Here is an 18,823-nt window from a genome sequence, read left to right as displayed (position 1 = left end):
TATTTTAAAATTTAGTTTATTCTTTTAATATCGGCACCCAGTTTAATTAAACGATCATCAATATTCTGGTAGCCCCTGTCAATCTGCTCAATATTCTGAATGGTGCTTTTACCCTGTGCGCTCAATGCCGCAATCAGCAATGCCACACCGGCACGTATATCCGGGCTGCTCATGGTAATGCCACGTAATTTTTGTTCTCTTTCCAGGCCAATTACCACGGCACGGTGAGGGTCGCATAAAATGATCTGTGCCCCCATATCAATCAGTTTATCTACAAAGAACAAACGGCTTTCAAACATTTTCTGGTGAATGAGTACGCTGCCCTTTGCCTGTATGGCAGTTACTAAAACAATACTTAACAGGTCGGGCGTAAAACCAGGCCATGGATGATCGTAAATAGTAAGCACTCCGCCATCCATATACTTTTGTATCTCATACATTTCCTGCGAAGGAATATGAATATCATCACCCTTAAAATGCATTTGTATACCCAACTGCTGAAATTTTTCGGGTATTACTCCTAAATGTTCAATGCCGGCATTTTTAATTGTGATATCACTCTGCGTCATTGCAGCCAGGCCTATAAAACTACCCACTTCAATCATGTCGGGCAACATGCTGTGTGTAGTACCACCTAAGGCATCCACGCCATCTATCGTTAATAAATTACTTCCTACGCCTTTTATTTTTGCACCCATGGCATTCAGCATGCGGCAAAGCTGCTGCAGGTAAGGTTCGCAGGCAGCATTGTAAATGGTAGTAGTACCCTTAGCCAGTACGGCAGCCATTAAAATGTTGGCCGTACCGGTCACGCTGGGTTCATCCAGTTGTAATGAAGTGCCTTTTAACTCCTTTGCTTCCAGGTGAAAAAATCCATCTTCATGATAAGAGAATTGTGCACCTAGTTTTTCAAAACCAATGATATGGGTATCCAATCTTCGGCGGCCGATCTTATCGCCGCCCGGCTTGGGTATATAAGCTTTCTTAAACCTCGATAACATAGGCCCGGCCAGCATTACAGAGCCCCGCAGTTTACCACTTTTTTTATGAAAAGCTTCACTGTGTAAATAATCCACATCCACATTATCAGCCTGGAAGATGCAGGTATCCCTGCTTACCCTGTCTATTGTTACATTCATTTCCCCCAGCAGATCAATCAACAGGTTTACGTCTATTATGTCGGGGATATTTTTAATAGTAACTTTTTCAGCCGTAAGTAATACCGCCGAAATGATCTGCAGCGCTTCGTTCTTTGCACCCTGTGGAGTAATTTCTCCAAAAAGCTTTTTGCCGCCTCTTACTTCAAATGATTGCATAAAAAATTAAATGCCGCTGTAAGTACGGCAGGTTTTGTTTGATAAGCTGTAAAATTGATGATTTTATTTCAATTTATATTTTAAATTATCAAACAATCTTTCGATAAGCCGCCTGTTATCGGTAATTATTTCAGCAGTTCCTTTGGCTTCGAAATGAAAATTAAGGATTGTGACGAAATGAGGGAAAAAGTTATTGCATTGTTTCTGGATGGCTGCAAATGTCATTACTGAAATTTACGCCCTAAAGACATTATTATTTCAAGCTACCTAATTTGGTATTTTTTATAGTGCAATTAAAAGATTTCAATAACTTTCCTCATATCTCACTCTTTCGGCTTTTGCAAATATGGAAGTGAAAATTTCCATCAGGCGCTGACGAAAATCTAGCTTGTAGCTATTTGTTTTTTCATCAAAACTATTAGTAATAGCTATAACAGCAAAGGTTTTAAATTTATTCCTGATCTTAATCTCAAATCCTCCAATATTTTGTACAGAGTTTTTTTTAATAGAAAGGCGAATACTGTCCCCATTATCACATAACCTATTGCTGATAAGATTATTTAATAAACTATCCGGGACTATATTTATTTTCATCCCCAGCAATTGCCAATATGCGTAATTAACAAATTTAAAATATTGCCGGTCGCTTTTTTTTACGAGACTTGGTTGAGCTGTATTAAATAGTATAGAATCTCCAAAAGCTCTCATTGTATAGATGCATCCGATCTTTTCTAACTGAGAATAATATCTTATCTCTATGTCAGCTTTTGATTCTGTAATTGGATATAAAACACTATCGTATCCGGAATTCCAATATTTACCTATTGGCAAGCTATCTGATTTGATAGTCAAACTATCGTATTTACTCCAATCATATTTATGTTGAGCCTGAGCAAAAATTGCATAGAAAATAAGAGATGAAATGAATAGTATTTTCATTTTGCTTTTTATGATAATTGACCAATGCATTAATAATAGTTGTAAGTTTTACTTTGTGGGTTGCATAGGTAATAATGTAAAAGTGCTATCAGTTATTTAGCAAGCGTGATTAAACATAAAGTAATAAAAACCCCGAAACAATCGTTCCGGGGTTTATAAAAATAAATTCTTTTAATTTAGTTTGAGACTTAATACCTCTTCTTAAAATTACGGTTATTATTATTTCTGTTATCTCCGCCGCCGCCCCTGTTATTATTCCTGTTATCGCCACCACCCCTGTTGTTACGGTTATCCCTGCCACCACCATTATTATTGCGGCTGCCAAAGTTTTTGCGGTATTGCTGGCCGCCACGGTTGGTGCCATAATCATCTTCGCTGCGGTTATCGGTACGGTGTTTTACAAACGGGCGGGTGTTGAATTCCAATTCGCCATGTGTAATAGCCGTTAATTCGCTTTGAATATTATCATCATGCACCAGCTCTTTATGCCAGTTGCTGTAGGTTAATTTCATGTAATAGGCAATAGCATTGGCAAAGCCCTGTTTCTTTTCAGGATTCTCTTCCTTTAAAGCTTTATCAATGATCACTTCAATATTCTTACCCAGGTGATTGAACTTAGGGTATTTTTTCGGGTAGGCCAGTACGTCTGGTTTAGCCTTTAAGGTTTCTCTTGTTGGTATGGGGTAAGGGCTCTCCACATCCAGCGTAAAATCGCTGATCAAAAAAAGATGGTCCCATAATTTATGGCGAAAATCTTCCACATTCTTCAAATGCGGATTTAAAAAACCCATCAGTTCAATTACTGCATAGGCATTACGTTGACGCTCTTCCTTATCCTGTATGGTAAGCAAATATTCCACCATTTTTTGAATGTGGCGTCCATATTCTTTCATTATAAGATGGTTACGACCCGTGTTGTATTCCATTTCATCTACATTTAGCATAATACAAATATACTGAGTTAATACCGTTGAACCAAGCAGCAGTGCTTACAGCCCGGTTTTGGGAGTTTTTAAAAAATAACGTTTACAAACCAGCAGGGCCACCAATCCCCCGATACTGTCTGCTAACCAATCGGTAAGGTCGTAGCTTCTGCCCGGGATAAAGAATTTCTGAATCACCTCGGTGGTGTAACCCCAAACCACGGTAACCAGGGCAATTTTAATAAAATAGTGCCATTTGTCTTTTTTAGAAAAGGCGGCAGATTTTCCAATAGGATACATAAAAAGAAAAGCCAGTACTGCAAATATGCCCACATGGATCAGCTTGTCGTAGTCAATTGCTATCATCCAGTTATCAGCCTTGGGCAAATCTTCGCCGGGTATACAAACCAGCGTGAGTACAAGAAAAAACCAGGCAATGCCTGGAATGAATTTTTTTATCCCGATTGACTTAAACGGGGAATTATCAGAACTTGTCATTGTAATTTTTAAGATACCAATGCTGTGTAGGCCTCTGCATTCAACAATGCGTCTACAGCTGCTGCATTATCTACAGTCATTTTTATCATCCAGCCGGCACCATAAGGATCGGTATTTACCAATTCGGGTTGCGCTTCCAGTGCAGGGTTTACTTCTGTTATGGTACCGCTTACAGGCAAGAAAAGATCGCTTACTGTTTTTACAGCTTCTACTGTTCCAAAAACTTCTTCTGCAGCCAGCGCCTTGCCTTTTGAGCTGATATCTACATAAACAATATCTCCCAGCTCGCCCTGGGCAAATTCGGTAATACCAATAGTGGCAACATTACCTTCTAATGAAATCCATTCGTGGTCTTTGGTGTAGCGCAGGTTGGCAGGAAAAGTCATTTTTTATGGGTTGAAATTTTTAGTAATTAATTCGGGTGCAAAATACAGAAAGCTACGCACTAAAAAAAGTTGCAGCTGGCAAGGATGGCTGGTTAAAAGAGTTACGGGTTAATTTTGTTGGTGATTGGTAAAACCAGGTACAACAAAATTAACCCGTAACCCGTAACTTTTTTAACCCTTATTTTAAAAGTTCTATTTTCATCCTGATGTCGGTAATGGGCCTGTCGCCTGGTGCGGTAGGTACGCTGGCAATTTTATCAATCACTTCTATACCCTTCTCCACCTCTCCAAAAACAGTGTAATTCATATCCAGAAACGGAGTGCCGCCAATTGTTTTATAGGCCAAACGTTTTGCAGGTGAAAATTTACTTCCCATTTGGGCTTCCATCATATTCAGTTCGTCGTCACTGTATTTTCGTCCCTGTACCAGATAAAACTGGCAGGCACTGCTGGCTCTTTCAGGATTACCATCTCTTGCAGCAGCCAACACTCCTTTTTTATGAAATAAGGTGGTCCTGAATTCACCGGGAATCCTGGCCATATCGCCACCGCCGCTGCCGAGCATTTCGCCGGGTTGTGCATTTTTGCTTAAAGGATCACCTCCTTGTATCATAAAGTCTCTTATCACACGGTGAAACAGCAGGCTGTCAAAAAAATGTTCGGTCACCAGTTTCACAAAATTGTCCCTGTGTAAAGGGGTGGAGTCGTATAGCCTGATGATCATTTCACCGGAATCGGTCATGAGTTTAACCCTGATGCCCGGAATTTTTTTTAGTACCGGTGGTTTAAACGCAACAGTTTTTTTTACAACAACCGGTTTCTTTTTTACCGGTGCTTTTTTTACCTGGGCTCCGGCAAAGGATACGATAAATGATGCCGCTAAAACAGCAATTACAAGTTTTAATGTCTTCATAAAATGATCAGTCGATAAATTTTTGGTTTTGAAAATACAATAGTATGTGGTCTTTTAAAAAATTTTCCTGCTCTGTCATAATAAAGCCGGGCAGCTCTTTCAGCTGAATAAAATGCGGCCAGTTATCTTCATCGTGGCCCGATAAAGCATAATAACCACTTGCTGATAATACGGTACATACGGCAATATGCATCAGGTCTTGTTTTTGTTCTTTGGTAAACTCCTGTTTACCGGTCCCCAGTTCCTGTATGCCAATTAAAAACAATATGCCATCCATATCGGGCTTTATACCAAACCGCTCTTTTAGTTTGATCCGTAGCTTTAGCCACCTTACCTGTAAATCATCTTTCACATGCTCCATGCCGCAAAGATAATATAAATACAGCCCCTCTGCCGCCTGAAAGGGGAACTAAATGCGGAGCAGATTGATATGAAGATTAATAGCGTAATTGATAATTATTTTAACCAAAAAAATATAATCTTCTACTTCCAGCCCCTAAGGGGATAGGGGTCAAAACCTTACCTTTGCCCAAAATTTTTAAAGAAGATGTTACAGGTAAATTTTATCCGGCAGAATATTGAATTAGTAAAAGAAAGGTTAAGTGTAAAGAATTTCAGCGACCTTACACTTGTAGATAAGGTGGTGGAATTGGATGAACAGGTACGCAGGTTAAAAGTAGAAAGCGAAACCCTGCAGGCTTCGCTAAATGCAGCCAGTAAAGAAATAGGTATGCTGATGGGTAAGGGCGAAAAAGAGCAGGCCGAAACTAAAAGACAGGAAGTTACTTTGCACAAATCCGCTTTGCAAAATTTAGCGCAGCAATTAGCCGAGGCAGAAAAATTATTGCAGGACGAAATTATTAAACTGCCCAACCTGCCGCATATATCTGTACCTAAAGGCAAAACACCAGAGGAAAATGAAGTGGTAAAAGAAGCCGGTACTAAACCAGCGCTTGCAGCAACTGCAGTACCACATTGGGAATTAATAAAGCAATACGACCTGGTAGATTTTGAAACGGGGGCAAAGATTACCGGCAGTGGGTTTCCATTATACAAAGGCAAAGGTGCCAAATTGCAACGGGCATTAATTCAGTATTTTTTAGATTACAATACAGCGGCAGGGTACACAGAATATCTGCCACCATTGATGGTGAATGAAGCAACAGCTTACGGTACCGGCCAGTTGCCTGATAAGGAAGGGCAAATGTATCACGTAACGGCAGATGGATTTTATATGATACCCACCGCCGAAGTGCCGGTAACCAATATTTACAGGGATGAAATTGTAAAAGAAACTGAACTGCCCATAAAAATGACAGCTTACACACCTTGCTTTAGAAGAGAAGCCGGAAGTTTTGGAAGTGATGTAAGGGGATTGAACAGGGTACACCAGTTTGACAAGGTGGAAATAATTCAATTGGTACAACCCGATACCAGTTATGCTGTACACGAAGAAATGGTATTGCATATTGAAAAACTATTACTGTCTTTGCAATTGCCTTATCGTATTTTAAGATTATGCGGCGGCGATATGAGCTTTACCGGTTCTCTCACCTATGATTTTGAAGTGTACAGTGCGGCCCAGCAAAAATGGCTGGAAGTAAGTTCTGTTACCAATTTTGAAACCTTCCAGGCCAACAGGATGAAGATCAGGTATAAAGATGATAGCAATAAAACACAATTAGTACATACTTTAAACGGATCATCTTTGGCATTGCCACGTATAATGGCTGCACTTTTAGAAAATAATCAAACCGAAGCAGGAATTAATTTACCCGAAGTATTGCATAGTTATTTTGGTGCAGCAACAATCCGTTAACAAAATAGCGGGGCTGTTTTGGTATTCATTTATATGAAACTGCCTATATTTATAATTCCTTAAAACGTATAAAAACAGACAGATGAAAAGAACATTTACAGTAATTGCATTAACGGCTTTAGTTTGGGGTTGTGCAAAAAAATCAACGCCCACTGCTTCAACAGGCGGTACTTCTTCAAATTCAGGTAGTGTAGTTAATGCGCCTGCTGCTTCGGCAAAATCAGAAACAGGTGCAACCGGTACTACCCCTGTAGCTGTGGTACCAGCAACCCCGGCCGGCACAAGATCTCCTGCAGAAGGAGCTGCCAAATCACCGGAAATGCTTGGCCAGGCAACCTACAATGCTAAATGCGGCAAATGCCATGGCTTAAAAGTTACAACAGACTATACCGTTGAGCGCTGGATAAGTGTAATGCAGGTAATGGCTCCAAAAGCACGTTTGGATGATACAGAAAAAGAAAACGTACTGGCTTATGTAAAAGCTAATGCAAAAAAATAATCTACACAGTAGTATTTTTCAATTCTTTTATTTTCCGGTTCATAACATAAAACCATACAGGAGGTACCAGGGCAAGAATCATACTGCCCGGGTACCCTGTAGGTAACTGAGGCGCATCATCATGATGTTGCAGCACCTGGTATTTTTTACTGGCCAGGTAATGATGGTCGCTGTGGCGGCTCAATTCAAATAACATCAATCTTCCCATAACGTGGTTGCTGTTCCAGCTATGCCAGGCCATGGTACGTTCATATTTTCCTGTTGCGGTTTCTTTACGTTGCAGCCCGTAATGTTCAATATAATTTACTGTTTCTAAAAGTGCAATGCCAATAACTGCCGCGTTTAAAAAACAGAAAGCAGCCCAGCTTCCAAATACAAAAAAAATTGTAGCCACAAAAGCCAGCTGAATAAAATGTAACTGCAACATTTCATTTTTAAAATTGAAAACGGGCAGGCCTTTTTTTCTCATTTCCTTATTGGCAATTTTCCAGGCAGACAGGTAAGAATAAACAACTGTTCTGCAATAAAAAAAATAGATCGGCTCATTTAAACGGGCACTGGCAGGGTCTTGCGGCGTGGCTACGTTTTTATGATGGCCTTTATTATGTTCAATAAAAAAGTGCATATACAAAGATGTCATTAGTAATGCTTTTGCCAATGCCTGTTCAAATTTATTTACCCTGTGGCCCAGTTCGTGCCCCACATTAATACCAAATGTGCCGCATAGTAAACCCATCGTCCAAACCCTGCCGCCAATTTCCCACCAATGCAAACCGGGTTGATTAATAACAGATAAAAATTTATACAATGCCGCAAATTGCAACAGCACCACCAGGTAAAGCATATAATCGTAAAGGCGGTCTTTTTTTGCCAGCTCCTCTTCAGCGGCGCTCATATTCTTTTCGTCAGGGGTAATAAATAATTCTGTTATAGGTAATATTATCCAGGCATATAATAGAGGGCTCCAGGTAAGCCACCCGTTTTGTGTAAAAGCCAGCCAGGCAAGTGCGTAAATAATGGTAGGGGATAAATATTTAAAAGCCTTTACATTCATATAACAATTATCTGTTGCCAAGTTAATAAAAAGAGTCGGAACTTTAAATAACTGTAAAACGCCGCAGTAATTAATTGGTTAAAAATTAAACCTTCCGTAATTAACCCGGTCTTACTGGCGTTATTCTTGCAGTAGTTTAAACTTACAATCATTTTATGGCAGTTAGTAATCGTTTAAAAAATCAGCATTTACTATGGCGGGCAGGCTTTGGCCCCATGGCCGAAAATGCTGCCAACCTCGATAAGGTATCTCAAAAAGACTTATGGAGATTATTATTAAAAACCTCTGATAAAAAACCGGAGAAGATTGAAGTGGCGCAAAACCTTGTTGATGGTTTATTTAAAGGTATTCAGGATGTTGCCCAGATGCAAAAGCCCGAACTCACTAAAGATCAGCAAAAGCAAATACGGGAACAATCAAGGGAAGATCTTAAAAATTTAAACATCCGCTGGCTGGAGGAAATGATCAATAACGAGGCCCAGCTAAGGGAGAAAATGAGTTTGTTCTGGCATGGCCATTTTGCCTGCCGTGTTATCAACAGTTATTTTCAACAGGAATTACTGCAAACCATCCGGGAAAATGCTTTAGGCAATTTTAAAGATTTGCTGAGGGAAGTGAGCAAAAGCCCGTCGATGCTGCAGTTTTTAAATAACCAGCAAAACCGCAAAAAAAAACCCAACGAAAATTTTGCCCGTGAAGTAATGGAACTATTTACCATGGGCCGTGGCAATTATACCGAAAATGATATTAAAGAAGCTGCAAGGGCTTTTACCGGATGGGGCTTTAATTTAAAAGGCGAATTTGAGTTCAGGAAAAATCAGCATGATGAAGATAGTAAAACAGTGTTAGGTAAAACCGGCAATTTTGATGGCGATGCCGTGCTAGATATTTTATTGGAACAAAAGCAAACGGCAAAGTTCATCACCAAAAAAATATACCGCTACTTTGTAAACGACCAGGCAGATGATAGCAGGATAGAATGGCTGAGCAACAGGTTTTACCAGAATGGTTATGATATAAAAAAACTGATGGAAGATATTTTTACCAGCGAATGGTTTTACGACGAAAAGAATATCGGCACTAAAATAAAATCACCGGTAGAATTGATTGCAGGTATCAGGCGGTTATTGCCGATGGATATGGAGAACGACCAGGCACAACTATTATTTCAGCGGGCATTGGGGCAAATTTTATTTTATCCCCCCAATGTGGCAGGCTGGCCCGGCGGCAAAAACTGGATCGATAGCAGCAGCCTGATGTTGCGCTTACGTATTCCACAGATAATAACCGCTAACGACGTAATGGATATACAACCCAAAACCGATGATGATGTACAGATGGGTATGATGCAGGCGGGTGCCAGAAAATTAAAGGAAGCTGTAAAAGGGGGCACAGCAAAAACAGACTGGTCTTTGGTAAATAAAATTTTTGAAGCTGTACCAAGAGAAAAATTATTACCTAAAATAACCGAGACGGTTTTGCAAACAAAAGGGCATATTCCCGATACTTTACTGGATAAATATTTAAACAGCGAAAGCAGGGAAAATTTTATTAAAAGTGCCATTGTAAACCTGATGTGTACACCGGAATACCAACTGTGTTAAAAAAGCCGCCAGCTTTTAGCTACAAGCTTCAAGCAGCAGCTTTCCAAATAAAATTATTTTTTAATCGCCAAAGACTCTCTCCTGAAGCTTGAGTCTTGTAGCTTGAAACTTTTCACTATGCTGATAAAAAGAAAAGAGTTTCTCCAGGTTGGTTCCTTAGCCACCGCTTCTTTTATGTTGCCTAAATTTTTAAAGGCATTTGAAAAACCAATGATGGTGCCGCCAGGAAATAAAGTGGTAGTGGTTATTCAATTCAGTGGAGGTAATGATGGATTGAATACCGTTATCCCTGTTCGTAATGATCTTTATTATAAAGCAAGGCCAAAGCTGGGCATTGAAAAAGATAAATCATTAATTATTACTGATGAAGTAGGATTGAACCCGGCACTGGAATGTTTTAAGGGATTATATGACGATGGTAGTTTAGGTATATTGAATAGTGTGGGGTATCCTAACCCCGACAGAAGCCATTTCAGAAGTATGGATATATGGCATAGTGCCAGCGCCAGTAATGAATATGTAAATACGGGGTGGATCGGACGCTACCTGGATGCCCAATGCAAAGGCTGCGATAAACCCACACAGGCCATGGAACTGGATGATGTACTCAGCCTTGCACTAAAGGGAGAAAACAGTAAAGGCCTTGCCTTCCAGGATCCGCAGAAATTATACAATACCAGTAATGGTAAATACTTTAAAGATATAAGTGCCAATCACCAGGCTGGAGAAGAAACCATCGACTATTTATATAAGACGATGAGTGAAACCATCAGCAGTGCAGATTATATTTATCAGCAAAGCAAATCGCATCCGACAACTGAAGTTTACCCGGGTACAGAATTAGGCAAAGACCTGAAGACGATCGCATCACTTATTTTTTCTGACATCAACACCAAAGTATATTATGTAAGCCTGGGCAGTTTTGATACGCATGTAAACCAGGAGGGGCAACAAAAAAGATTATTTACAGAATTGAATGATGCTGTAAAAGCATTCACCAATGACCTGAAAAAGAACAATCGTTTTAATGATGTGCTGATGATGACCTTTAGTGAGTTTGGCCGCAGGGTAGGGCAAAATGCCAGCGGAGGCACCGACCATGGTACAGCAAATAATATGTTTTTTATCAGCGGCGGCTTAAAGCAGAAAGGTGTTTTAAATGCAATGCCGGACCTGGCTGATTTAAACGAAGGCGATTTAAAACACAAGATTGATTTTAAAAACGTGTACGCAACGGTATTGAATAAATGGTTAGGTGCAGATGATAAAATGATACTGGGCAAAAAATTTGATTACCTCGATTTTATCTGACATATTAAATCCCTATTAAAAAAGGCTGTTCCAATTGAACAGCCTTTTGTTTTATACCCGAAATATTTCTAAACATCTTCATTTTTCTTTAACGCTGTTTTATACAACATCCAGCCCATTACTGCAAAAAAAAGAACACCCAGCAGGTAATAACCATTTGTACTTAATCCGCCTTTAAGCCCCTCTTCCATACTTATAGTTTTCAAAAATCTGTCACCACCGTCACTACCCGATACAAAAGCAATAATAACCCCGGCAACAGCACCCCCGGCAACAAGCCCGGTGGCAAACAAACTTCCCTTGCCCAGTTCTTCTTCTTCTGGTGTAGAAGTAATATTTTCTTTTTTCTTTTTACGATCCACCAATCCTTTAATAGCACCACCAATAGAAATGGGTAAAGTAGTAGATAAAGGAAGATAAGCACCTACAGCAAAGCTCAATGATTTAATGCCGCATAGTTCCATCACCACTGCCAGGAACACGCCCACAAAAACATACTGCCAGTCTAAATTGTGAGAAAGGATGCCTTTTATTAAAGTAGCCATCAAAGTGGCTTGAGGTGCAGGATATTTTTCTGTACCGATAAGGTGATTAGGCCCGTCTAAATATTTAATGGTAATACCAATAACAATTGAAGAAACAATAGCACCAATGAATAAAGCAATTTGCTGGTTACGTGGTGTGGCACCTACAATATAACCACTCTTAAGATCCTGTGATGTGGCACCTGCATTTGCTGCTGCAATACAGATCATACCACCAACCACCAGCACTAATGGTTCGTATGCTTTACCCGTCCAGCCCACTGCCATAAAAATTAAGCTGGTACCCATTACAGTAGCAATGGTCATACCACTGATAGGATTATTGGAAGAGCCGATCAATCCAACTATTCTTGATGACACGGTAACAAACAATGCTCCGAAGATGATCACCAGCACACCAATTAATAATTTCTGCAAAAAGCTATCACCCGGTACTTGTGGTAAAATTGCAATCAATGCAACAAGTGCCAGGCTACCAATACCCACAACTTTAAGGCTAAGGTCTTTTTCTGTTCTTAAAACAGTACCGGTTTGTTCGCCCGAATTTTTTATAGACCCAAAACTTCCTTTCACTGATTTTACAATGGTAGGTATTGTTTTGATTAATGTAATGATACCGCCTGCTGTAACGGCACCGGCACCAATCTGGCGAATGAATGCATAATAAATAGCTGCAGAGTAATCATTAAAACTATGGGTAGCGGCGTTCCACCCGCCTTTACCACCATCCTTTGTTATATCGGCGAGGTAACCCAATTTGTTTAATTGTATGGCAATAGTATCGGCGGGTACAATTGATGCCAATAGCGGAATTAATACCAGCCAGCTTAAAACACCACCGGCAACAAGCACACCCGAAATACGTGGGCCGATAATATAACCCACACCCATATATTCAGGCGTAATTTCTCCGCTGATCTTTGCAGAGGGAAAAAATTTATTGGCCTGCTTTGTAATAAATACCGGCGTTTCTGCCACTATATGTAATATCTTTTGCAGTATGGCATAACCAAAAGCAACACCCAATCCCCAGAAAGCGGTCTTTGCAAAATCGCCGCCTTTTTCACCGGCTTTTAAAACATCGCCGCAGGCGGTACCTTCAGGGTAAGGTAAGGTATCGTGTTCATTAACGATCAATGCTTTTCTTAAAGGCACCATTAACAGAGTACCCAGCATACCACCCACGATGGCTAAAATTAAAATGGTGAGATAATTAAAATAAGAAGCACTGTCGGGTGAAGAAAGAAATAAAAAGCCCGGCAATGTAAATGCCACACCCGATGCTATACTTTCACCGGCACTGCCGGTGGTTTGTATGATATTATTTTCAAGAATGGTGGTCTTAAAAAATTTACGGCCCAATGTAATGGCAATTACTGCAATGGGTATAGAAGCAGAAACGGTAAGGCCTGCTTTTAAAGCCAGGTAAACGGTGGCAGCACCGAATATCACACCAAATAAGCAACCTAAAAGAATTGACTTTGCCGTCAGTTCTTTCATGATTGTTTGGGGTGATACAAAAGGTTGAAATAGTTTTTTCTCAGACATAATCAGTTATAGTTTGAAAAGTAAGTTAAATAAAAAAGGCGATACGGATTGTATCGCCTGGTATTGAAGAAAATATTTTATGCAGAACCGGTTTTATCTTTTACGATTTTATCCAGAGATTTTACCCTGCTGAAAATTAATAAACCACCAAGAATAGCTGCTACTGCAATAATACCAAAGAAAATTCTTTTATCAGTAATATTATCCCACGAGCTGGCCATGATACCGGCAACCTTACCACCCAACGAAGTGGAAATGAACCATCCCCCCATCATTAATGCAGTAAGTCGTGGGGGAGCCAGTTTAGATACAAATGATAAGCCTATCGGGCTCAAACATATCTCACTCACAGTAAATACGCCATAGGTAAGAAAGAGCCAGAAGGAACTTGTTTTATATTGATAGATACTTGGCACCGACATTACTGCAAATACCATTACTAAGGCGCTTACGCCTGATATAACCAATGCCCATGCAAATTTACTGGCTGTGCTTACCGGCTTACCACGCCGCGATCGCCATGCAAAGAATAGTATTAATAATGGTGTGAATGCAACAATAAAGAAAGGATTAATAGATTGGAACAACTCTGTATTACCCACTTTGGCAACACCGCTTGGCGGCCATTTATCTTTTGGCATGTTTGCAAAATAAGGATCAGGCCCCATGGTTTTTATCGCATGTCCGGAATCGTCCGTTACAATACGCATGTACTTATCCATACTGTCTACTTGTTGCGGCTTAGATTCCAGCGTTTGTAGAGTGTACACTGCATCTGCTGGTTTTTCCATGAATTGCGGAATAGAACGGTCTGTATGTGATTCTGCCCAGATAGTTAAGCCGGTTGAATTTTGGTTATAGATGGTCCAGAAGATCACCGAAACAGCAAATACAAATAATAACGCACCAATTCCCTTTTTATCATCCCCTTTTTCTTTTCTCCACAGGCTGATAAAGAATACAATTACCGGCATACAGGCAAAGATGAAAGCATCTGCGGAATCACTGCCAAAAATATTACCAGGCATAAACCATCCGATTATTGCAAAAATGATCATTGGTAGAAACACAGTTCCCAATATTTTGGAAGTGGGCATGTCGCCTTCCTGCATTGGCCTTTTAACATCATAAGTTTTGATGTGCTTTAAACTAAAAGCCAAAACAATTAACCCGATGATCAAACCTACTCCTGCTGCAGAAAATGCAGCCTGCCAGCCAATTTTATTGCGAAGAATAGCCGCAATAAAATTGCAGAAGAATGCCCCAATATTAATTCCCATGTAGAAAATGTTGTACGCATTATCTTTTAATGGACGCAGATCTTCTCTATTATACATATTACCAAGGAGGGTGGAAATATTAGGCTTAAAAAAGCCATTACCTATAATGATCAAACCCATTGATATGTAAGCAGTATAATCCCCCGGTAATGCAATGGTGAGGTAGCCGATAGCCATTAATGTACCGCCAATGAAAATAGATTTGATATAACCCAGGTAACGATCGGCCAACAGGCCACCAATAAAAGGAGTTAGATAAACTAATGCAATAAAAGTACCCACTACATCAGACCCCATTGCTTTAGGAAGTCCCTTTCCGGTGCTGTTTGTTAAAAATAAAAACAAGATACCTACCATCAGGTAATACCCAAAACGTTCCCACATTTCGGTGAAAAATAAAATATAAAGCCCTTTCGGATGCTTACCAGTTTTTACCTGTTCATTCATAATTGAGATTTTAAATGCTTGTTTAGTTAGTTTAGTGGCTCAAAATAGTGATTTTCTTTTTAGAACAACCAATTTAATACCCCAATTTTAAAATGATGTGTTAAGATAAATTGCTATACGCAGCCCCGTTTATAAAATTAATCTTGAAATGAGCAGGCATATTTTTAAATTCGCAAACTGAAACTTTAACCCCATACTAATCTAATTCAATTCATGAACATTCTTTTAATCGGCTCAGGAGGCAGAGAGCATGCATTTGCCTGGAAATTGACACAGAGTAAATTATGCGATAAATTATTTATTGCACCGGGTAATGCCGGCACCGCCTCGTGTGGGATTAATCTGCCGGTGGCGGTAACAGATTTTGAATTGTTATCAGCAGCCTGTATCTCCAACAAAGTAGATATGATATTAGTAGGCCCGGAAGAGCCATTGGTAAAAGGGGTGTTTGATTACTTTAAAAACAATCCGGCCACACAGCACATTACTGTAATCGGCCCTTCAAAAGAAGCCTCACAATTAGAAGGCAGTAAGGCTTTTGCCAAAGCTTTTATGCAAAGGCATAATATCCCTACGGCAGCATACGGAGAATTTACAATAGATAATTACACGGAGGGGGTTGAGTATATTAAAGGACACTCGTTACCGATAGTATTAAAGGCCGACGGCCTTGCTGCAGGCAAAGGCGTTTTGATCTGCCAGCACACTTTAGAAGCATTATCCGAGTTTGAGCTGATGCTGCACCGCTCCAAATTTGGCGATGCCGGTAAAAAAGTGGTGGTGGAAGAATTTTTAAAAGGAATTGAGTTAAGTGTTTTTGTACTCACCGATGGCGAAAACTACCTGCTGTTGCCCGAAGCCAAAGATTACAAAAGAGTAGGAGAAGGAGATACCGGCCTCAATACAGGCGGGATGGGAGCAGTAAGTCCGCTACCATTTGCGGATGCGCCCTTTTTGCAAAAGGTAAAAGAAAAGATCATTGAGCCTACCATTGCAGGCCTTAAAAAAGATAAACTGGAATACAAAGGCTTTATATTTTTTGGTTTAATGAACGATGCCGGAGAACCTAAAGTGATAGAATACAATTGCCGCATGGGCGACCCTGAAACTGAAGTGGTGATACCACGTATTAAAAACGACCTGGTGGAATTACTGCAGGCAACTGCCCAACAAAAATTGCACGAAATTACTATAGAAGCCGACCCCAGGTTTGCAGCCGCTGTAGTGGCTGTAAGTGGCGGCTATCCCGGCGATTATAAAACAGAAATTGCCATCCAGGGGCTGCAGGACGATGTATTGGAAAACAGCCTGGTATTTCAGTCGGGTACCAAACAGCAGAGCGGCGAAGTGGTAACCAATGGCGGCAGGGTACTGGTGGTTACTTCCTTTGGCGATACCATTTCTGAAGCTGCAGAACAATCCAATTACATGATGGAGCAGTTGTATTTTGAAGGCATGTATTACCGCAGTGATATCGGTTACGAATTTCCTTAAAGGCGGCAGTAACGGTATTGTGTAAACGAAGTAACAGGATTGCTGAAATCCCGGAAAGCTAAATAGTTTAGCAAACGCTTTTCTGGCTTGAATTTTGCCTTAAAGAAACGAAAGCAGGTTTTTGATAAATCTTTGAAAAATAAAATATTTGCCGTTGTTAATTCAAATAATTTACATCAACTTTGCTGGCATTAATTACATACGTTTTCACTTAATCAAATATGGGCCTCTTTAATTTTTTTACACAGGAAATTGCGATTGACCTGGGTACTGCCAATACCCTCATAATCCACAATGACGAAGTTGTGGTAAATGAGCCTTCTATTGTAGCACTGGACCGAAACAATCCTAAGAACATTTTAGCTGTGGGTAAAAAGGCATTGATGATGCATGAAAAAACCCATGAGAGCATCCGTACCGTTCGCCCGCTAAAGGATGGTGTGATAGCAGATTTTAATGCAGCAGAGTTAATGATACGGGAGATGATCAAAATGATCTATCCTAAAAAACCCCTGTTTGCCCCAAGCTGGCGTATGATGATCTGTATACCAAGCAGTATTACAGAAGTAGAGAAAAGAGCTGTACGTGATAGTGCGGAGCAGGCCGGCGCAAAGGAAGTTTACCTGATACATGAACCTATGGCGGCTGCCCTGGGTATTGGTATAGATGTGGAAGAACCGGTGGGTAATATGATCATTGATATTGGCGGTGGTACTACCGGTATTACGGTAATTGCTTTGGCAGGTATCGTTTGCGATCAGAGTATCCGTATTGCAGGTGATGAATTTACAGCAGATATTATGGAGGCTTTACGCCGTTACCATAGTTTATTAATCGGCGAACGTACTGCGGAGCAAATTAAGATACAGGTAGGCGCTGCCATGAAAGACCTGGACAATCCTCCTGATGATATTCCAGTAAACGGAAGGGATCTTGTAACCGGTATTCCTAAGCAGGTAATGGTAAGTTACCAGGAAGTGGCCGAGGCATTGGATAAAAGCATCTTTAAAATTGAAGAAGCTATTTTAAAAGCACTGGAAACAACACCGCCGGAGCTGGCATCTGATATTTACCGCCGTGGTTTATACATTACAGGTGGCGGAGCGTTGTTAAGAGGATTAGATAAAAGATTACAGGCTAAAATTAAACTACCGGTACATGTTGCCGATGATCCGCTGAAAAGTGTGGTACGTGGTACAGGTATAGCCTTAAAACATTATGACAGGTATCCTTTTGTGATGAGATAATTAAAAGCTTCAAGTTGCAAGCTTCAAGGGATAAACTTTAGCGGAAGTACTTTTTACAAAGTTTACAAACTAATATTCTCCCTTGAAGCTCTCCCCTTGCGGCTGACTTTTAAAATTTTGTAATTTCCCCCCGGTGCGTAATATTTTTCTTTTCGTTCGCCGCTATTCCACTTTGCTTTTTTTCCTGTTACTGCAGGGATTCTGTATTTATTTGATTGTACATTATAATACCTATCACAATGCAGTATTCTCCGGTACTGCCAACCAGCTTACAGGTAAAATAAACGAACAGTATAATAAGGTAGAAGATTATTTCCATCTTAAAAAAACGAATGACTCGCTGGTTAAAGCCAACGAAAGATTATACAATAAACTGAGGTCTGATTTTCAACTGCCAGATACCACAAGCAAAACAGTATTGGATACCATTAAAGTAGATTCTCTTACCCAATACAGAAGGTATACTTACCTGCAGGCCGCTGTAATTGAAAATGCAGTGAATACCCAGAGCAATTTTATTGTTGTTGCAAGAGGCAGGGTACAACAATTAAAAGAAGGTATGGGGCTGGTGGATATTAATAATGCTGCAGTTGGTGTTATTACAGCTGTAACCGATGATTACGCAGTAGCTATGAGCCTGCTGCACAAGGATAGCCATATTGATGGCAAGCTTTTAAAAAGCGGGGAAACTGGCACCATATCCTGGGATGGAGCGGTACCTAACATTGTTTCCATCAACCGTATTCCCAAAAGTGCAAAAGTTGCCAAAGGCGATACCATTATCACAAGCGGCAACAGTACATATTTTCCAAGAGGTATGATCATTGGCTATGTAACCGAAGTACTGCCCGAAAAAAGCAGCAACAACTATTCGATAAAATTAAAAACAGCAGCAGATTTTTACAGCCTGCAATATGTATTTGCTATTGATAATAAACAACAGGAAGCTATTGACCAGCTTTTGGAAAAAGCAAAGCATCCGCAGCCGGTAAAATAAAAT

General features: G+C 40.2%; 17 protein-coding genes. 7 read left to right on the top strand and 10 right to left on the bottom strand.

Annotation, left to right across the window (positions count from 1 at the left end; all coding sequences use genetic code 11):
• Window positions 1–11 precede the first annotated feature (11 nt).
• The 7 genes from murA to ACYVM0_RS23170 all read right to left on the bottom strand — a co-directional run bounded on the left by murA (window position 12) and on the right by ACYVM0_RS23170 (window position 5,336).
• Entirely contained in the window at window positions 12–1,316 is a 1,305-nt protein-coding gene (murA, locus tag ACYVM0_RS23200) for a UDP-N-acetylglucosamine 1-carboxyvinyltransferase (RefSeq protein ID WP_460561150.1), read from the bottom strand.
• Window positions 1,317–1,619: 303 nt separating this feature from the next.
• Window positions 1,620–2,255, bottom strand: coding sequence for a hypothetical protein (locus ACYVM0_RS23195; RefSeq protein ID WP_460561148.1), 636 nt, complete (start codon window positions 2,253–2,255; stop codon window positions 1,620–1,622).
• 188 nt (window positions 2,256–2,443) lie between these two features.
• On the bottom strand, window positions 2,444–3,199 hold the full coding sequence (locus ACYVM0_RS23190) for a DUF4290 domain-containing protein (protein WP_430987961.1): 756 nt from the start codon (window positions 3,197–3,199) through the stop codon (window positions 2,444–2,446).
• Between the two features lie 45 nt (window positions 3,200–3,244).
• On the bottom strand, window positions 3,245–3,676 hold the full coding sequence (locus tag ACYVM0_RS23185) for a VanZ family protein (RefSeq protein ID WP_460561146.1): 432 nt from the start codon (window positions 3,674–3,676) through the stop codon (window positions 3,245–3,247).
• Between the two features lie 8 nt (window positions 3,677–3,684).
• The gene (gcvH, locus tag ACYVM0_RS23180) at window positions 3,685–4,062 is read right to left on the bottom strand and encodes a glycine cleavage system protein H (RefSeq protein WP_460561144.1); all 378 of its coding nucleotides are present in this window, start codon (window positions 4,060–4,062) and stop codon (window positions 3,685–3,687) included.
• 178 nt (window positions 4,063–4,240) lie between these two features.
• Window positions 4,241–4,975, bottom strand: a complete 735-nt coding sequence (locus tag ACYVM0_RS23175) for a peptidylprolyl isomerase (protein ID WP_460561142.1) — start codon at window positions 4,973–4,975, stop codon at window positions 4,241–4,243.
• A gap of 7 nt (window positions 4,976–4,982) precedes the next feature.
• Window positions 4,983–5,336: a hypothetical protein gene (locus ACYVM0_RS23170; protein WP_430987957.1), complete on the bottom strand. Its 354-nt coding sequence runs from the start codon at window positions 5,334–5,336 to the stop codon at window positions 4,983–4,985.
• 186 nt (window positions 5,337–5,522) lie between these two features.
• On the opposite strand from ACYVM0_RS23170, the gene serS reads away from it, so the two are divergent.
• Entirely contained in the window at window positions 5,523–6,794 is a 1,272-nt protein-coding gene (gene serS, locus ACYVM0_RS23165; RefSeq protein WP_460561140.1) for a serine--tRNA ligase, read from the top strand.
• Window positions 6,795–6,876: 82 nt separating this feature from the next.
• A complete protein-coding gene (locus ACYVM0_RS23160) occupies window positions 6,877–7,293 on the top strand; it encodes a hypothetical protein (RefSeq protein WP_460561138.1) in 417 nt (138 codons plus the stop codon).
• 1 nt (window position 7,294) lies between these two features.
• Here the strand turns inward: ACYVM0_RS23160 and ACYVM0_RS23155 are convergent, their stop codons facing one another.
• Window positions 7,295–8,347, bottom strand: a complete 1,053-nt coding sequence (locus tag ACYVM0_RS23155; protein WP_460561136.1) for an alkane 1-monooxygenase — start codon at window positions 8,345–8,347, stop codon at window positions 7,295–7,297.
• Between the two features lie 155 nt (window positions 8,348–8,502).
• Between ACYVM0_RS23155 and ACYVM0_RS23150 the strand changes: the two genes are divergently transcribed.
• Both ACYVM0_RS23150 and ACYVM0_RS23145 read left to right on the top strand, forming a co-directional pair.
• Window positions 8,503–9,951, top strand: coding sequence for a DUF1800 domain-containing protein (locus tag ACYVM0_RS23150; RefSeq protein ID WP_460561134.1), 1,449 nt, complete (start codon window positions 8,503–8,505; stop codon window positions 9,949–9,951).
• 117 nt (window positions 9,952–10,068) lie between these two features.
• Entirely contained in the window at window positions 10,069–11,262 is a 1,194-nt protein-coding gene (locus ACYVM0_RS23145; protein ID WP_460561132.1) for a DUF1501 domain-containing protein, read from the top strand.
• A 68-nt stretch (window positions 11,263–11,330) separates the two neighbouring features.
• On the opposite strand, the gene ACYVM0_RS23140 is transcribed toward ACYVM0_RS23145, so the two are convergent.
• On the bottom strand, window positions 11,331–13,355 hold the full coding sequence (locus tag ACYVM0_RS23140) for an OPT family oligopeptide transporter (protein ID WP_460561130.1): 2,025 nt from the start codon (window positions 13,353–13,355) through the stop codon (window positions 11,331–11,333).
• A 77-nt stretch (window positions 13,356–13,432) separates the two neighbouring features.
• Entirely contained in the window at window positions 13,433–15,082 is a 1,650-nt protein-coding gene (locus ACYVM0_RS23135) for a peptide MFS transporter (protein WP_460561127.1), read from the bottom strand.
• A gap of 213 nt (window positions 15,083–15,295) precedes the next feature.
• On the opposite strand from ACYVM0_RS23135, the gene purD reads away from it, so the two are divergent.
• The 3 genes from purD to mreC all read left to right on the top strand — a co-directional run bounded on the left by purD (window position 15,296) and on the right by mreC (window position 18,820).
• Complete coding sequence (purD, locus tag ACYVM0_RS23130) at window positions 15,296–16,576, top strand: phosphoribosylamine--glycine ligase (protein WP_460561125.1); 1,281 nt, start codon at window positions 15,296–15,298, stop codon at window positions 16,574–16,576.
• A gap of 221 nt (window positions 16,577–16,797) precedes the next feature.
• Window positions 16,798–17,823: a rod shape-determining protein gene (locus ACYVM0_RS23125; RefSeq protein WP_430987948.1), complete on the top strand. Its 1,026-nt coding sequence runs from the start codon at window positions 16,798–16,800 to the stop codon at window positions 17,821–17,823.
• 133 nt (window positions 17,824–17,956) lie between these two features.
• The gene (gene mreC, locus ACYVM0_RS23120; RefSeq protein WP_460561123.1) at window positions 17,957–18,820 is read left to right on the top strand and encodes a rod shape-determining protein MreC; all 864 of its coding nucleotides are present in this window, start codon (window positions 17,957–17,959) and stop codon (window positions 18,818–18,820) included.
• The last annotated feature ends 3 nt before the right edge of the window (window positions 18,821–18,823 follow it).

Source organism: Ferruginibacter profundus, from assembly GCF_054783275.1.
The sequence above is the reverse complement of the archived record's forward strand: the minus strand, read 5'-3'. Positions and strand labels throughout refer to the sequence as shown.

Excerpts from the sequence above, each read along its gene's own strand:
- ACYVM0_RS23170 (WP_430987957.1), bottom strand. The coding sequence starts at position 5,336 with ATGGAGCATGTGAAAGATGATTTACAGGTAAGGTGGCTAAAGCTACGG.
- ACYVM0_RS23135 (WP_460561127.1), bottom strand. The coding sequence starts at position 15,082 with ATGAATGAACAGGTAAAAACTGGTAAGCATCCGAAAGGGCTTTATATT.
- ACYVM0_RS23195 (WP_460561148.1), bottom strand. The coding sequence starts at position 2,255 with ATGAAAATACTATTCATTTCATCTCTTATTTTCTATGCAATTTTTGCT.
- gcvH (WP_460561144.1), bottom strand. The coding sequence starts at position 4,062 with ATGACTTTTCCTGCCAACCTGCGCTACACCAAAGACCACGAATGGATT.
- murA (WP_460561150.1), bottom strand. The coding sequence starts at position 1,316 with ATGCAATCATTTGAAGTAAGAGGCGGCAAAAAGCTTTTTGGAGAAATT.
- ACYVM0_RS23125 (WP_430987948.1), top strand. The coding sequence starts at position 16,798 with ATGGGCCTCTTTAATTTTTTTACACAGGAAATTGCGATTGACCTGGGT.
- ACYVM0_RS23150 (WP_460561134.1), top strand. The coding sequence starts at position 8,503 with ATGGCAGTTAGTAATCGTTTAAAAAATCAGCATTTACTATGGCGGGCA.
- ACYVM0_RS23190 (WP_430987961.1), bottom strand. The coding sequence starts at position 3,199 with ATGCTAAATGTAGATGAAATGGAATACAACACGGGTCGTAACCATCTT.
- ACYVM0_RS23140 (WP_460561130.1), bottom strand. The coding sequence starts at position 13,355 with ATGTCTGAGAAAAAACTATTTCAACCTTTTGTATCACCCCAAACAATC.
- ACYVM0_RS23155 (WP_460561136.1), bottom strand. The coding sequence starts at position 8,347 with ATGAATGTAAAGGCTTTTAAATATTTATCCCCTACCATTATTTACGCA.
- purD (WP_460561125.1), top strand. The coding sequence starts at position 15,296 with ATGAACATTCTTTTAATCGGCTCAGGAGGCAGAGAGCATGCATTTGCC.
- ACYVM0_RS23160 (WP_460561138.1), top strand. The coding sequence starts at position 6,877 with ATGAAAAGAACATTTACAGTAATTGCATTAACGGCTTTAGTTTGGGGT.
- ACYVM0_RS23185 (WP_460561146.1), bottom strand. The coding sequence starts at position 3,676 with ATGACAAGTTCTGATAATTCCCCGTTTAAGTCAATCGGGATAAAAAAA.
- serS (WP_460561140.1), top strand. The coding sequence starts at position 5,523 with ATGTTACAGGTAAATTTTATCCGGCAGAATATTGAATTAGTAAAAGAA.
- ACYVM0_RS23145 (WP_460561132.1), top strand. The coding sequence starts at position 10,069 with ATGCTGATAAAAAGAAAAGAGTTTCTCCAGGTTGGTTCCTTAGCCACC.
- ACYVM0_RS23175 (WP_460561142.1), bottom strand. The coding sequence starts at position 4,975 with ATGAAGACATTAAAACTTGTAATTGCTGTTTTAGCGGCATCATTTATC.